The organism is Chryseobacterium sp. CS2K3 (assembly GCF_059515185.1).
The window spans coordinates 106972-122824 of sequence record NZ_JCAKRW010000003.1 but is presented as its reverse complement, the minus strand read 5'-3'; the positions used below and the strand labels follow the sequence as shown (position 1 = coordinate 122824).

Below are 15853 nucleotides of genomic sequence, written 5' to 3'. Positions count from 1 at the left end.
TAAATAAATCATATCTTTGCTAATTAAAAACTGAATATAAAAATGTATCAAAAGCTTGTTAGGAAAGAAGTAATGGGAATATTGGAAAAGGAAGTAGGTTCTTTTCTTGATAAATTTTTAACGCCAATTGAAAAAATTTGGCAGCCTTCAGATTATCTACCAGATCCTTCAAGCGAAGAATTTAAACATGATTTAGAAGAAATTCAGACTTTTGCCCGTGAAATGCCTTATGATCTGTTTGTAACATTGATCGGCGACTGTATCACGGAAGAAGCACTTCCTTCATATGAGTCTTGGTTAATGGGAGTTGACGGTATCAACCAGGAGGAAAAATTAGGTTGGGCAAATTGGGTGAGAGCCTGGACAGCAGAAGAAAACAGACACGGAGATTTATTAAACAAATATCTTTATCTGTGTGGTAGAGTAAACATGAGAGAAGTGGAAATCACTACTCAATATCTGATCAATGATGGTTTCGATCTTGGAACCAGCATGGACCCTTACAGAAACTTTATTTATACAAGTTTCCAGGAAACGGCTACCAATATCTCTCACAGAAGAGTAGGAACATTGGCAAAACAGTCAGGAAACGGAAAGCTAGCTAAAATGTGTGGCGTAATTGCAGCTGATGAGGCAAGACATGCAAAAGCTTACAAACATTTCGTAGCTAAAATCCTTGAAATAGACCCGTCAGAAATGATTCTTGCATTCGAAGATATGATGCGTAAAAAGATCGTAATGCCAGCTCACCTGATGAGACAATCAGGACAGAAGGCAGGAGAGCTTTGGGGGCATTTCTCAGATGCTGCGCAAAGATGTATGGTGTATACAGGTCAGGATTATATCAATATTATGAAAGATCTGCTAGACGAATGGAAGATTGAGCACGTAAAAGGTCTTACAGAAAAAGCAGAAAAAGCTCAGGAATACCTGATGAAGCTTCCTGCAAGACTACAGAAGATCACAGACAGAGTTTCTACTCCGGATCTTCAGTTCCAGTTTAACTGGGTTAAGAGCTAGTAGCCCATATTATTATTTTAAATTATAAAAGTATTGAGTGCCTTTCTTTTTGGCACTCTTTTTTATTTCTTATCTTTGCAAAGCTAAAAAAAGAACAAAATGTTAAATAATAAAAAGATTGCTGTTGACTTTGACGGAACCGTTGTGGATGATGCTTACCCGGGAATCGGGAAGCCAAAGATCTTCGCTTTCGAGACCTTGAAGAGACTTCAGGCAGAAGGATACAGGCTTATTCTTTGGACATACAGACACGGAAAAACGTTAGACGAAGCAGTAGAATTCTGTAAAAAAAATGGGGTTGAATTTTATGCAGTAAACTCAAGCTTTGAAGGAGAAGTTTTTGATCCTCAGACTCAATCAAGAAAGCTGGATGCAGACTGGTTTATCGATGACAGAAACATCGGTGGATTCCCTGGATGGGGCGAAATCTATAATATCATTCAGGAAAGAATAGAATTCCGTGTAGAAGGAAAAGAAGTTCTGCCTTATTCAAAAATGAAAAAAGAAAAGAAAAAAGGACTTTTCTGGTAGAATAAAAATATAACAATTTAACAGTGTACCAATTTATCAATCTATATTGTTACACTGATCTATTAATACATTGGTAAATTAATACAATGATTCAATTAAAAACAATAGACGAACTGCGTCTGATGAAGGAGAGTGCCCGATTGGTTTCTAAAACATTGGGAATGTTGGCAAAAGAAATAAAACCGGGAATTACTACTTTATATTTGGATAAATTAGCTCACGACTTTATTAAAGATCATGGTGCACAACCTGCGTTCTTAGGATACGGAGGTTTTCCAAATTCTTTATGTATTTCTCCGAATGAGCAGGTAGTTCATGGTTTTCCGAATAATGAAGTGGTGAAAGAAGGAGATGTTCTTTCTGTTGACTGTGGAGTTATTCTTAACGGATTCGTAGGTGACCATGCATATACTTTCGAGATCGGAGAAGTGAAACCTGAAGTGAAAAAATTATTAAAAGTAGCTAAAGAATCTCTTTATAAAGGTATCGAACAATGTGTCAGAGGAAAAAGAATCGGGGATATTTCTCATGCGATTCAGGCGCATTGTGAAAAAGAAGGATACGGAGTTGTAAGAGAACTTGTAGGACACGGTTTGGGAAGACAGATGCACGAAGATCCACAAGTACCTAATTATGGAAGACAAGGAAGCGGAAAAGTGATCAAAGACGGTTTGGCAATTGCTATTGAACCGATGATCAACCTTGGTACTGAAAAAGTAAAATTCCATAACGATGGATGGACGGTAACTACTTTGGATAACCTTCCGTCTGCTCACTTTGAGCACGATGTAGCGGTAATCAACGGTAAGCCGGTATTGCTTTCAACATTTGACTATGTTTATGAAGCTCTTGGAATCGTAAGTGATGAAGAAAAAGCATTCCAACTGGACTTTTAATGAAGAAGTTAACAAAACTTTTACTGAATAAAATTCCACGCCCTATGCTTATTAAAATGAGTATTTGGGCAAGACCGCTTATTTATCAGTTCTTTAAAGGAGATCAGTTCCTGGACCCGATTGATGGAAGATCATACAGAAAATTCTTGCCTTATGGGTACGGAAAACAAAGAGAAAATGCTCTTTCTCCTGGAACTTTAAGTCTGGAAAGACACCGCCAAATGTGGCTGTATCTTCAAAATGAAACAGATTTTTTTATTAAGAATTATAAAGTTCTGCACATCGCTCCCGAACAGGAATTTTTGAGGAAATTCAAAAGAATGAGCAATCTGAATTATATTTCGGCAGATCTTTATTCTCCCATCGTAGACGTTAAAGCTGATATTCTTAACTTACCTTTTGAAGATGAAAGCTTTGATATTGTCTTCTGTAACCATGTTCTGGAACATATTGAAGATGATGCAAAAGCAATGAGTGAGCTGTTTAGAGTAATGAAACCAGGCGGATGGGGAATTCTTCAGGTTCCTATGAAAAATTCATTGGAAAAAACCTACGAAGACTTTACCATTACAGACCCAAAAGAGCGTCAGAAACATTTCGGACAATATGACCACGTTCGTTGGTACGGAATGGATTATTTTGATCGTTTGAAAAAAGCAGGTTTTGAAACAGACGTGAATTTCTATTCACAGAAATTTTCAGAAGAAGATATTAAAAAGTACGGATTAAGAAGTAACGAAATCTTACCTTTAGTATTCAAAAAATAGTGTAGCAATAAAGCTGAAACATATAAAACAAAACCGTCTTCATTACGAAGACGGTTTTATTTTTAAATATAAATAGAAGTTTATGCTTGTTAGTGTGATGAAGATACTGCTTTTAATCCTACAACAGATCCAATAAGAGTCACAATAAAGAAAACTCTCCAGAAACTTACAGGATCTTTAAAAAAGATAATTCCCATTAAAGCAGTTCCTACAGCTCCGATTCCTGTCCATACAGCATAAGCAGTACCGATGGGTAATGTTTGTGTAGCTTTTATAAGCAGAACCATGCTGATAGTCATGGTTATCAAGAAACCTGCATACCATAAATACATTTCAGTTCCTGATGTTTCTTTTGCCTTTCCTAAACATGATGCGAAGGCAACCTCAAATAATCCTGCGATAACTAATATGATCCAATTCATTTTTAAATTTTTCTACTGCAAATTTCAGCATTTTGAAAGAAAAAAAATTTTACAATTGTTAAAAAATGATGTTTAAGGTTTGGAAGCTGAAGGCTGGGAGAGGGAAGTTATGACAGTTTATCAAAATTGAAATCATTTACACCATAATATCAATAGGAGCGGACTTTAGTCCGCTCTCACTATAAATATATTCATTGGCTTTAGCCAAAACTTAAAACGTCTTTGAATTAAAAGTATTATGTATTATACTACAGTAACGGTTATCTAATTATTTTGAATGATAATGATGTAAAAATTATATTGAAATATTATTGATTAATAAAGCGGAAGTAATTCTACATACTGTCATAAACTTCCATCTTCCATCCTCCAACTTCCAGCTTTCCTCAAAAAACTCACTTAATTTCCGCCCGGATCCTGCTCAGACTAACCTGCGTAATTCCCAGGTAAGAAGCAATATGTCCCAGTTGAACTCTTTTAAGCAAATCCGGTTGATACTGTATAATATCTTTGTACCGTTCCAGAGAGGTTTTAAACTGTCTCGAAATAATAAGCTCCTCGGATTTTATCATTTCCGCTTCAGCAAGTTTCCTTCCCCAATTCGCAATGTGTATGTCTTCGTTAAATAATTTTTTGAGATTAGCGGTTTCCAATCTGTATAATTCGCAGTCTTCAAGTAGTTCTATGCTCTCATAACCCGGTTTATCTTCCACATAACTTTTCATAGAAAGCACACATTGCCCTTCGCTTCCAAACCAAAATGTAATATCATTGTCTGTAGTGGAAGAATAAGCGCGTGCAATTCCTTTACGGATAAAATAAACATAAGGAACAACTTTCTCTGCTTCCATAAGACAATAGCCCTTAGGATGAGAAACTTCCGTAATATATGCCTTTAAGCTGTTTTTAGAAGTTTCCGGAAGGATGTAAATATGGTCAAGAATCTGGTCTATATTCATAAAAGATGAATTCTAAGATTCAAAAATATCAGTTTTAAGTAATGCAATACAAAATATTTTATAGTTTTTTTAGAAAGGAAACAGAGATTATAAAATTAACTGAGCTATTAAAAACTTTGTGACTTTAAGGTTAAAATATATAAGTTTAGAATTTAATAACTTAACCCATATAAAACTTCCTCAGAAATGTTCTGTAAAGAAAAATAACTCTCTTTTTTCTTTTAATTATCCAGATTAACTGTAAAGACCAATTTTGTTTTACTAACTTTGCAGTTCGTAATATTATTTTTATGCACAAAGCAGGATTTGTAAATATAGTTGGAAAGCCCAATGCCGGAAAATCAACACTTCTAAACCAATTGATGGGGGAGAAGCTGGCGATTGTAACGCAGAAAGCTCAGACAACCCGTCACAGAATTTTTGGTATTTATAATGAAGAAGACCTTCAGATCGTATTTTCTGATACTCCGGGAGTATTGGATCCAAAGTACGGATTGCAGGAAAAAATGATGGATTTTGTAAAGGATTCCTTACAGGATGCCGATGTTTTCCTTTTTATTGTAGATGTAACGGATAAAGCTGAGCCGTCAGAATTCCTAATTGATAAATTAAATAAAATCCCTGTTCCTGTATTGTTGTTACTAAACAAAGTAGATCAGACTGATCAGGCAGGGCTTGAAAAATTAGTAGAAGATTGGCACAATAAGATTCCAAAAGCTGAAATTCTTCCTATTTCTGCACTGAATGCCTTCAATACAGAAATCATTTTACCTAAAATAAAATCTTTATTACCTGAAAATCCACCTTATTATGATAAGGACCAATTTACAGATAAGCCGGAAAGATTCTTTGTAAACGAAGCGATCCGTGAGAAAATCCTTTTGAATTATGATAAGGAAATTCCATATTCTGTAGAAGTGGTTACTGAGCAGTTTAAAGAAAAAGAAGGAATTATTTTCATAGATTCTATTATTTATGTAGAAAGAGATACTCAGAAAGGAATTATTATCGGTCATAAAGGAGAGGCGATCAAGAAAGTAGGGACAGATGCAAGATTAGACCTTGAAAAATTCTTTTCAAAGAAGATTCACCTTAATTTATTTGTAAAGGTGAAAAAAGACTGGAGAAAGAATGACAGAGACCTTAAAAATTTCGGGTATAGATAAACTAAAAAGCCTGGAATCCCGTTGTATTAAAAGATTTTTATTACCTTAGTCTAAATTTTTTAGTAAATGAACTATAATAATTCAAATTCAAGCTCAATACCTAAAGATATTATTTTATTAGCAGTGAGAGTATTTGTAGGTTTTGCAATGCTTTCTCATGGTTATCCAAAGCTCCAGATGTTATTGGCTGGTGGAAAAATTGAGTTTTTCGATTTTTTAGGAATGGGTCCACAGATTACCCTTATTCTTACGGTAGTTGCTGAATTTGTTTGTTCAATCTTACTGATATTAGGACTTTTTACCAGGATTTCCTTAGGATTTCTGATTTTTACAATGGTTATTGCCGGATTTGTAGTTCATGGTGCAGACCCTTTTGAAAAAAGAGAAATGAGTCTTATCTATCTTTCCGTATATCTTCTGCTGATGATTATGGGAGCCGGGAAGGTCTCAGTAGATCATATGATTGAAAGGCGAAAAAGAGCTTCAGACTGGTAAAATATAAACAGATACAAAATAAAACGGCACTCTTAAAGTGCCGTTTTTTTGTTATTAATAATTACAATGAGGTAAGCATTCCCAAATTGGAGAACCGTTTCCGTCTTTACCTACTCTGCAAGCCATGTATCCTGATTCACATAAAGGAGCACTTCCACCGTTAATCGTTTTCATGTTCTTTTTTGATAATTTTCTTAAATTTTTCATATTATTTTTTAATTTGTAAGATAAAAGTAATAAAAAAAGTTATTATGACACTTAAAAGTGTCTTATTATTTAAATTTTATAAATCTTTTAAATTTCACTACTTTCGTAGAAAATGAATTTATATGAAGATAAAACTGACAATTTGCCTTTTGGCATTTCTCAATTTTTATGATGCTCAGGAGAATATTACTTATCAAAAACCTTCTGCCGAAATTCTGAAACTGGCAGATTATGAAAAACCACCATCTGTTTTGATGAATAGCAAAAAAGACTGGGTAGTTTTCACTTACAAGCCCACCTATAAGACATTAGAGGATCTTAATCAGCAGGATATGAAACTTGGTGGATTAAGAATTAATCCGGTGACCAATATAGAAAGTACTACGGTCTATTTCAATAATCTTAAAATTAAAAAGATTAGTGATAAAAAAGATATTCAGGTTAAAAATTTACCATCAAATGCAAAAATAGCACAGCTTTTATTTTCTCCGGACGAAAAGAAGCTTGCCTTTACAAATACCACTGATAAAGGAGTAGAGCTATGGATTATAGACATGGAGACTGCTGCTGCCAAAAAGGTTACAGAAGATGTCCTTAATGCCAATCTTGGAACTCCGTATATTTGGTATAACGATTCTAAAAGTTTGCTGATCAGGATACTTCCTAAAAACAGACCCGCATTAATAGATTCTAGTAAAGATCTTCCAACAGGACCTATTGTTTCAACATCAGACGGGAAAGTTTCGCAGAACAGAACTTATCAGGATCTTTTGAAAAATCCGCAGGATGAAAAGAACTTTGAAACTTTAATTACTTCAGAAGTTTATAATGTAGACCTGAACGGCGGATTGAAAAAAGTTATGAATCAGGATATGTATTCCGGTTTGAGCTTTTCTCCTGATGGAAATTATCTGATGGCATCTGTCATCAAAAAACCTTTTTCGTATATCGTTCCATTGAACCGATTCCCGCAGGTAACTACTGTTTATGATGCCAATGGAAATGTGGTAAAAGTTGTTAATGAAGTTCCTTTAACGGAAATTATGCCTAAAGGTTTTTCTTCGGTGAGAACAGGAAAGAGAAATATAACCTGGAGAAGTGATGCTCCGGCAACATTGGTTTTTACTGAAGCTCTTGATGATGGAGATCAGTATAAACCCGCAGAATACAGAGATGAAATTTTCACATGGGAAGCACCATTTACGTCCGTTCCAAAGCCTTTCTTCAAATTAAAACAGAGGTTTAAAGATATAACTTGGACGAATGATCATTATGCCGTAGTTTCTGAAGAGTGGTATGATACAAGAAATACAAAATCATTTCTGATTGATCTCAATAATGGGGAGTCAAAGATAATTGATGATAGGAATTCTCAGGATGTATATAATAATCCCGGGAAATTTAACAGGTCAAAAAATCAATTTGGCAGAAGCGTTATTGATATGAAAGGAGGCAAAGCTTATCTGATAGGAGAAGGGTTTACAAAAGATGGGCAGCATCCGTTTATTGATGAAATGGATATTAAATCTTTAAAGAAAAAAAGAGTATATACATCAAATCTTAAGAATGCTAAAGAAACCATTATTGATATTCTTAATCCTTCAAAAGGAGAGATTTTAACCACACAGGAATCTTCAAGTGTTTATCCGAATTTCTATAAGAAAAATATTAAATCCAATAAAGCTAAGGCAGTAACAGATTTTGCCAATCCTTTTGAAAGTATTAAAGATGTTTATAAAGAAGTAATTACGTATAAAAGAAATGATGGCGTTACCTTAAATGGGACACTTTATCTTCCTGCCAATTATGATAGAAAAGCAAAAAAAGAGAAATTACCTTTGCTGATCTGGGCTTACCCTAGAGAATACAAAGACAAAGATACTGCAGGACAAAGCACTCAGAATGATAACGAATTCACCTCTCCGTCTTACGGGTCTTTTGTATACTGGACAACTAAAGGATATGCTGTATTAGACCATGCCGCATTTCCTATTATTGGTGAAGGAAAAACAGAACCTAATGATACATTCATCACTCAGTTGGTGGCTAATGCAGATGCTGCAATCAATGCAGTAGATCATTTAGGATATATTGATAAAAAGAAAGTGGCTGTAGGAGGACATTCTTACGGTGCATTTATGACGGCTAACCTTTTGACACATTCCAAGCTTTTTGCTTGTGGTATTGCCAGAAGCGGGGCTTATAACAGAACTTTGACGCCTTTCGGATTTCAGAGTGAGCAGAGAAACTACTGGGATGTTCCGGAGGTTTATAATACAATGTCTCCGTTTATGAATGCAGACAAAATGAAAACTCCATTACTTCTGATCCATGGGGATGCAGATAACAACCCGGGAACTTTCACCCTGCAGACTGAGAGGTATTTTCAGGCTTTAAAAAACCTTGGAGCTCCGGTAAGAATGGTTCTGCTTCCAAAAGAATCCCACGGATATCAGGCTAAAGAGAATATTTTCCACGTTCTATGGGAAGAGGATCAGTTCCTTGAGAAATGTTTAAAAAAATAAAGATAAAAAGGCTGTCTCCATATGAGGCAGCCTTTTTATAAATTGTACTAAAATTTAATGATTAAAGAAATTGTAATACTTCATCAATGCTTTTCAGTTCCATAAAATGATCATGCTCCAGATGAATATCATGCTGTTCATGGCTCCAGGTAACATGATAAGGAATATGGGCTGCTGATCCTCCTATTTCCAATACCGGCAGAATATCAGATTTGATGGAATTTCCAAGCATTAGGAAGTTTTCTGCCTTGCAGTCAAGATGTTTTAAGAGCTTTTTATAATCACTTTCCTTTTTGTCGCTCATGATTTCAATATGATGGAAATATTCCTGTAACCCTGAGTTTTTCAATTTACGTTCCTGGTCCAGCAAGTCTCCTTTTGTAGCTACAACCAGTCTGTATTTTCCTTTTAAGTTTTCTAACGTTTCAGTAACCCCATCCAGCAATTCGATAGGTTTCTGAAGAAGTTCCTGCCCTAATTCAATAGCTTTATTGACTAATTGTAAAGAGGCTGTATTATTGGAAACTCTGCCGATTGTTTCAATCATACAGAGCATAAATCCCTTTACACCATAACCGTACAAATGGAGATTCTGCATTTCTGTTTTAAACAACTCCTGAGATACGGAATGCTGGGGAAGATAATCCTCAAGGAGCATACAAAACTCTTTCTCGGCTTCCTGAAAATAAGGTTCGTTGATCCAAAGGGTATCATCTGCATCAAAGGCAATTGTAGTAATATGATTATTCATTTTAGTTTTGTAAATTTCTGGTTCAAATTTCAACATAATAAATAAAACAGAAAAGGACAATTGTCCCGAGTGCATATGTTAAGGACCAATCAATCATTTTTAAGCTATCTTGAAGAGCTTTATAAGAAGCAGCATGGAGACAGTATTTTATTACAGTCTTTTTCAAAAGGTCAAAAATTACTGGTTCAGGATACATCTCTTTCCAGCATTTTGCTAATTAAAGAGGGGATTGTCAAATGCTATTTTACCGAAGAAAATGGTAAAGAGTATATTGTTGAATTTTTAGGGAGCGGTGAAATTCTGGGTGAAGTAGAACTCATTAAAAATATCCCATGCCTGTGTGGAATTGAAGCATTAACAGAAGTTGCGGTCTACACGATCAGTCTATCATATTTTAATGAATTGATTCAAAAAGATCTTATCCTGAATAACTTATTGTTAAACTCCTTTGCAGAACGTATTATCAATACTTCGAGCAGAGCTTCCTATCAACAGTTGTATACGGTAGAACATACACTTACGCAGTTGCTTAAAATGCAGTCTAAACAGAATATCCAGATTTCCAAAGAAGATATGGCTGCCTACCTCGGTATTGCAGTAAGAAGTTTAAACAGGATTCTGAAGGATCTAAAATAAATATTGTTGGAAAAGCTAAAACACCAAGAATTATGCAGTATTAAATTTTATCAGCGATAAAATCTTTGCGCCTTAAAGATACCCACTCCTAAAATACAATTGAGCCTTTGCTTATTCCAACACGAATGAATGATTAAATTATTTTATTAAATTTTAATATTGTTTTTATGGGGTTGATTTGGTTGTTTGTTTGTAAAACGACTTAATTATATGAAATAACTAGGGGGTGTGTCTTGAAAATTATTATTTTTGTATCATAAATGTTGAATGTAATATCCATGGGAGATTTAAAATTCAGGAACGCAGAATTAGCCGATTTAAATAAAATTGTAGCCATTTACAACTCTACCATCGCTTCAAGAATGGTGACGGCAGATGTAGAAGAAGTTTCTGTAGAAAGCAAAGAGAAGTGGTTTCACGAACATAATCCTGATACCCGACCACTTTGGATGGTAGAAGATTCTGATGGACATATTGTGGGATGGGTAAGCTTCAGTTCGTTCCATGAACGTCCTGCTTATAGCGGAACTGTAGAAGTAAGTATTTATCTTGATGAAAGCTGTAGAGGAAAAGGATATGGAAAAACAATTCTTCAATATTGTATTGACAATGCCGGAAAATTTGGAGTAATCAATCTGGTAGCCCTTATTTTCCTTCATAATGAGCCAAGCTTGAAGCTATTCAGACATTTTGGTTTTGAAGATTGGGGGACATTGCCGGATGTAGCTGTTTTGGATGGTATTGAAAGAAGTCTGAAGATTTTAGGTAAAAGAATCAAATAAAATAAAATAGAAAAGGTTATCTCATTGGGGATAGCCTTTTTCTTATTGTTTATTAAAGTCTCTCGCAGATTTAGCGGATTACGCAGATATTTATAGTGAATGTCAATGTATGTAAGTACGATTCTTATAAAGTCTAAGTGTATAAAATTTAATAGGGATATTCATCATAAAAGATTTGTCTACCATTGGCTTTTGCCCAAATATATTTAGAAGACAATGAAATTATTTTTAAAAATATTTTCTTCAGTTTACTTTTTGTATTGAAATCAGCTCAATCTAAGAGAAAATAAAAAGGCTGCTTCAGTTGAAACAGCCTTTAGTATATTATGCATTCTGCTTAATTCGTTTCGCAGACATATTTAAGAATCGTTTGACAAGGAAAACAGCAGATACTGTAAGTCCTAAGCCAAGAGCGATCCACATTCCGAAAGCTCCCATTTCCAGTGTTACACAGAAGAAATATCCTAAAGGAATAGTAATAACCCAATACGCAATGAAGGTGTAAATAGATGGTATTTTCACATCCTGTAACCCTCTCAGCATTCCTAAAGCAGTTACCTGAATTCCGTCAGAAAGCTGGAATAGAGCTGCAATGATCATTAGTTTTGAAGCTAAGGTAATAACTTCTACCTCTTCTTTTTTCGTAAAGAAAGTTGGTAAAATGTTTCTTCCCAGAATGAAAATCAATCCGCAGATACACATAAAGATAAAGGCAATCTTTAAATTATTGATCCCGACTTTTCTCAACTCCACAAAGTTTTGTTCACCCAGTTTTCTTCCAATCATTACGGTGGATGCTACACTGAATCCAACGCAAAGGTTGAAGGTAAATGAAGCCATACTAAGAGCGATCTGGTGAGAGGCAATATCATGAGCAGAAATCAATCCACAAATAAATGCAGCTCCGGCAAAAGCAGTTACTTCAAAGAACATTTGTAAAGCTGTAGGTAATCCTAACTTAACCATTTTATCAAACATTGCTTTTGAGAAGTTTTGCATTTTCAATGAGAAATCCTTGATATAACGTCTTGTTCTTTCTTCCTTAAGCAATACGAAATAAAGGAAAACTACCATAAATATTCTGGAAATCAAAGTAGCTAATGCAGATCCTTTAACCCCCATTGGCGGAATTCCCCAAAGTCCCTTTATGAAAACATAGTTTAAAACAATATTGATAACATTCGCAATAATAGTAGCTTTGGTAACCCCGATAGTATAAGATAATCCTTCCGACACCTCACGAAGAGTTTGAAAAGCCATAATTGGAATCATGCTGACCACCATAATACCTAAAAAGTCTACCGTATCAGGAATAATTTTTGCCGGTTGTCCGGTATGATAGAGTAGTGGCATCCCTAAAAGTAATACCATCATGAGGATAATCCCTACAAGCATGTTAATCATAAAACCATGACTGAATACTGAATTAATAGTATGGTGATCCTGTTTTGAATGTGCCTCTGAAACCAATGGAGGTATTGCAAATGAAAACCCAAGTGCAAGTACGAATATGGAGAAAAATACGGCATTCCCTAATGAGACAGATGCTAATGCGTCAGCACCTAAAAGTTTTCCGACAATAATATTGTCAAATAAATTCACTGAAACTTGCCCTACCTGGGTGAGCATCACAGGCAGAGCCAAAGTCAGGCATTCTTTTGTATAGTTTTTGTTTAAAAAATTCATAATATTTTAAGATTCATATAGTTTATAATTCAAATAGTCAAAAAAAAAGATTTGCAGTAACTATACTGCAAATCTTATATATTGTAAATAATAGGGTTATTATTTCCTTACAAAACTTGCAACGTCATCTGCAGAAACAGTATTTCCACCAAGAATAATTAATCTCTCAACAACATTCCTTAATTCTCTGATATTTCCAGTCCATGAAAGCGCTTTTAAAGCATCAATAGCCTTATCATCAAACTTTTTCATAGCAGTACCGTGCTCATCAGCAATCATACCGGAGAAATGTTCAACCAATAATTTAATATCCTCTTTTCTTTCATCCAATGGCGGAACATAGATTTCAATTACAGAAAGTCTGTGATAAAGGTCTTCTCTGAATTTTCCTTCCTCAATTTCTTTCTGCATGTTTTTGTTAGTTGCTGCGATTACTCTCACATCAACTTTTATTTCTTTATCACTTCCTACAGGAGAAACTTTGCTTTCCTGAAGCGCTCTTAATACTTTAGCCTGAGCGATAAGACTCATATCACCAATCTCGTCAAGGAAAATAGTTCCTCCGTTAGCCTGTTCGAATTTTCCTTGCTTATCTTTGATAGCCCCTGTAAAAGATCCTTTTACGTGTCCGAAAAGTTCAGATTCAATAAGCTCAGATGGAATAGCGGCACAGTTTACCTCTACCATCGGACCTCTTGCACGATCACTTTGGTTGTGAATAGCGTGAGCTACCAATTCTTTTCCGGCACCATTGGGTCCTGTAATCAAAACTCTTGCATCAGAAACAGCTACCTTTTCGATCATATCCTGGATCTTTTTCAGACCTGCAGACTCACCGATCATCTGGTATTTCTTGCTTACTTTCTTCTTTAACGTTTTGTTCTCAGTCTGAAGATTCTTGTTCTCTTTCTTCAACGTCTCTTTAGCCAGAGCATTTTTTACACTGGTGATAAGTCTGTTAATGTCAATTGGCTTGGAGATAAAGTCGTATGCACCCTCTTTCAAGCAGGAAACAGCAGAATCAATGTCAGCGTGACCAGAGATCATGATAAAAGTTGTTTCAGGCTTTAAGACAAGACTTTGTTTTAAAAGTTCAGTTCCTGAAAGTTTAGGCATCTTAATGTCAGAAATCACTAGGGCGAAATCTTCTTTTTCTACCTGTTTGTAACCTTCAAGGCCGTCTTCGGCGATAACAAATTCATAATCTGTAAGTTCATCAGACAGAATACTGTGAAGTACTCCCGAGATTGCTTTTTCGTCTTCTACTATAAGGATTTTTTGCATAGTCGCAAATTTAAATTTTTTGTTTCAATTATTAGCAAAAACCGTACCTAAAAATCTATTTAGAGTAGTCTCTTCTCCCGAAAATTGCAGATCCGACCCTCACTGAGTTAGCTCCACACTCAATAGCTACAGGAAAATCATCACTCATTCCCATTGATAAGGTTTTTAATGTTTTTCGTTGATTTAATTCATCGAAAAGACCTTTTAAAGTTAAAAATTCTTTTCTAACCTGTTCTTCATCATCTGTGAAAGTTGCCATTCCCATTAAGCCTGTAATGTCAACATGTGGAAAATTTCCATCAATATATTGTTGGAATATGTATTTTGCCTCTGTAATTTCAAGTCCGAACTTAGTATCTTCTGCCGCAATTTTTACCTGAAGCAAAACCTTGATCGTTCTGTCGTTTTTACCAGCCTCTTTATTGATCTCTGATAATAGTTTTTCAGAATCTACACTTTGTATGGTATCTATAAACGGAGCAATATATTTTACCTTATTAGTTTGTAAATGTCCAATCAGATGCCACTGAATATCGTCCGGCAGGAGTGGGGATTTCTCCATCAGTTCCTGAACCTTATTTTCTCCAAAAACTCTTTGTCCGAGATCATAAACTTCCTGAATAGCAGAAACCGGATGCGTTTTTGAAACCGCAACCAGTTGTACATCTGACGAAATTTGATCCTTTATAGCTTTATAATTTTCCTTAATACTCATAAATGCAAATTTCCGAAAATTCCGTGACAGTTCCCAGCCAAGAATATTTTTTACGGAAAATATTAATTTAAAACTTCGTTAATCTTTGGATATTGAGAGATTTTTCTGAATACAAACTTGTTGCTTTTCTGTAGTTTTTCAATAAAAAGATCTAGCTCGTTGATAGAATCTACATCTCTCAGATATTGATCATGAGTTAAAAATACAAGATGTCTTGAAGTTTTCTCAAGATCGTTCATGAAAATACTGTCTACTTTTTTCAGCATGGCTTCATGACTTCCTTTTAACGTCATTTTTTGAGAAGGTCTCCATTCAAGATCCCAGCCGATTACCTTATAGCCTGCTTTTTTCAGCCCATCTGCTGCTGCAGTAGAGCTTTTAATATCAGTTATATTAATATTATTAAGCCTCCAGATATTTCTTCCCGGAGTTCTCGCAATCATATCATGAAGTTTAAGGCTGTCTTTTGCGATATCAAAATCTCTTACAACAGAATTTGCATTTTTGTAGAAATCTGTGTATTTATTGTGAGCATGGGTAAAACTATGATTCGCCAGCTCAATTAATGGATTCTGTTTTAAAAGTTCAAAATCCTTTTTTTGTCTGTTACTCCCATAGGCATGCTTTCCTACCAGAAATGCAGTAGCGCAGACATTTCTTTTATCGAGGATTTTTAAAAGGTTTTCGGTGCCTTGGTTCGGACCATCATCAAAGGTTAGATAGATCACTCTTTTATCCGGATCTACGCTTTCATCGTCTGTGTTGACGACGGTTTCTGCGGCAGGATGTTCCTGTGAATTGACCTGGTCATTCACATCATTCTTGAAATTACAGCTGTTCAATAAAACCGAAGTTGCACTCATCAATACAACCATCCCGAGAAAAGTCGTATTTTTTGACTTTCCCGCAAAAATTTTTCTCATAAAGATAATGGAATTTTAAATGTTAAAAATCGTTAAAAATAACGCATAAATGTTAACAAATTATATGCCATTAATTGCTATGAACAGC

17 protein-coding genes are annotated in these 15853 nt (G+C 35.0%); 9 read left to right on the top strand and 8 right to left on the bottom strand.

The genetic code is table 11. The features are described 5' to 3' along the window. Positions 1–42: 42 nt before the first annotated feature. From AC5YGG_RS05920 to AC5YGG_RS05905, 4 genes are all read left to right on the top strand, one after another. Positions 43–1020, top strand: a complete 978-nt coding sequence (locus tag AC5YGG_RS05920; protein ID WP_068943066.1) for an acyl-ACP desaturase — start codon at positions 43–45, stop codon at positions 1018–1020. 99 nt (positions 1021–1119) lie between these two features. Then, complete coding sequence (locus AC5YGG_RS05915) at positions 1120–1551, top strand: BT0820 family HAD-type phosphatase (RefSeq protein ID WP_496143553.1); 432 nt, start codon at positions 1120–1122, stop codon at positions 1549–1551. An 86-nt stretch (positions 1552–1637) separates the two neighbouring features. Further along, the gene (gene map / locus AC5YGG_RS05910; RefSeq protein ID WP_496143552.1) at positions 1638–2447 is read left to right on the top strand and encodes a type I methionyl aminopeptidase; all 810 of its coding nucleotides are present in this window, start codon (positions 1638–1640) and stop codon (positions 2445–2447) included. Further along, the gene (locus AC5YGG_RS05905) at positions 2447–3214 is read left to right on the top strand and encodes a class I SAM-dependent methyltransferase (protein ID WP_496143551.1); all 768 of its coding nucleotides are present in this window, start codon (positions 2447–2449) and stop codon (positions 3212–3214) included. The genes map and AC5YGG_RS05905 overlap by 1 nt, the downstream gene beginning before the upstream one ends. An 89-nt stretch (positions 3215–3303) precedes the next feature. Here the strand turns inward: AC5YGG_RS05905 and AC5YGG_RS05900 are convergent, their stop codons facing one another. After that, positions 3304–3636 carry a DMT family transporter gene (locus AC5YGG_RS05900; protein WP_496143550.1) on the bottom strand — a complete coding sequence of 111 codons (333 nt, stop codon included), beginning with the start codon at positions 3634–3636 and terminating at the stop codon, positions 3304–3306. Between the two features lie 395 nt (positions 3637–4031). Further along, entirely contained in the window at positions 4032–4595 is a 564-nt protein-coding gene (locus AC5YGG_RS05895; RefSeq protein ID WP_496143549.1) for a Crp/Fnr family transcriptional regulator, read from the bottom strand. Positions 4596–4885: 290 nt separating this feature from the next. Between AC5YGG_RS05895 and era the strand changes: the two genes are divergently transcribed. Then, positions 4886–5761 (top strand): GTPase Era, encoded by an 876-nt coding sequence (era, locus tag AC5YGG_RS05890; RefSeq protein ID WP_496143547.1) that lies wholly within the window; start codon positions 4886–4888, stop codon positions 5759–5761. A 66-nt stretch (positions 5762–5827) separates the two neighbouring features. After that, positions 5828–6256, top strand: a complete 429-nt coding sequence (locus tag AC5YGG_RS05885; RefSeq protein WP_496143546.1) for a DoxX family protein — start codon at positions 5828–5830, stop codon at positions 6254–6256. Positions 6257–6310: 54 nt separating this feature from the next. Here the strand turns inward: AC5YGG_RS05885 and AC5YGG_RS05880 are convergent, their stop codons facing one another. Beyond that, a complete protein-coding gene (locus AC5YGG_RS05880; protein ID WP_496143545.1) occupies positions 6311–6463 on the bottom strand; it encodes a bacteriocin-like protein in 153 nt (50 codons plus the stop codon). A 122-nt stretch (positions 6464–6585) separates the two neighbouring features. Between AC5YGG_RS05880 and AC5YGG_RS05875 the strand changes: the two genes are divergently transcribed. Then, positions 6586–8988 carry an alpha/beta hydrolase family protein gene (locus AC5YGG_RS05875; RefSeq protein ID WP_496143544.1) on the top strand — a complete coding sequence of 801 codons (2403 nt, stop codon included), beginning with the start codon at positions 6586–6588 and terminating at the stop codon, positions 8986–8988. A gap of 61 nt (positions 8989–9049) precedes the next feature. Here the strand turns inward: AC5YGG_RS05875 and AC5YGG_RS05870 are convergent, their stop codons facing one another. Further along, complete coding sequence (locus AC5YGG_RS05870) at positions 9050–9739, bottom strand: HAD family hydrolase (protein WP_496143543.1); 690 nt, start codon at positions 9737–9739, stop codon at positions 9050–9052. A 75-nt stretch (positions 9740–9814) separates the two neighbouring features. Between AC5YGG_RS05870 and AC5YGG_RS05865 the strand changes: the two genes are divergently transcribed. Further along, the gene (locus AC5YGG_RS05865; RefSeq protein ID WP_496143541.1) at positions 9815–10375 is read left to right on the top strand and encodes a Crp/Fnr family transcriptional regulator; all 561 of its coding nucleotides are present in this window, start codon (positions 9815–9817) and stop codon (positions 10373–10375) included. A 278-nt stretch (positions 10376–10653) separates the two neighbouring features. Continuing rightward, positions 10654–11157, top strand: a complete 504-nt coding sequence (locus AC5YGG_RS05860) for a GNAT family N-acetyltransferase (protein WP_496143540.1) — start codon at positions 10654–10656, stop codon at positions 11155–11157. 324 nt (positions 11158–11481) lie between these two features. Here AC5YGG_RS05860 and AC5YGG_RS05855 read toward each other — a convergent pair whose 3' ends face one another. The 4 genes from AC5YGG_RS05855 to AC5YGG_RS05840 all read right to left on the bottom strand — a co-directional run bounded on the left by AC5YGG_RS05855 (position 11482) and on the right by AC5YGG_RS05840 (position 15765). Continuing rightward, positions 11482–12843 carry an MATE family efflux transporter gene (locus tag AC5YGG_RS05855; protein WP_496143539.1) on the bottom strand — a complete coding sequence of 454 codons (1362 nt, stop codon included), beginning with the start codon at positions 12841–12843 and terminating at the stop codon, positions 11482–11484. 99 nt (positions 12844–12942) lie between these two features. Continuing rightward, complete coding sequence (locus AC5YGG_RS05850) at positions 12943–14127, bottom strand: sigma-54-dependent transcriptional regulator (protein ID WP_496143538.1); 1185 nt, start codon at positions 14125–14127, stop codon at positions 12943–12945. A gap of 55 nt (positions 14128–14182) precedes the next feature. After that, a complete protein-coding gene (locus AC5YGG_RS05845; protein ID WP_496143537.1) occupies positions 14183–14842 on the bottom strand; it encodes a YggS family pyridoxal phosphate-dependent enzyme in 660 nt (219 codons plus the stop codon). A 62-nt stretch (positions 14843–14904) separates the two neighbouring features. Further along, positions 14905–15765: a polysaccharide deacetylase family protein gene (locus AC5YGG_RS05840; RefSeq protein ID WP_496143536.1), complete on the bottom strand. Its 861-nt coding sequence runs from the start codon at positions 15763–15765 to the stop codon at positions 14905–14907. Positions 15766–15853: the final 88 nt, after the last annotated feature.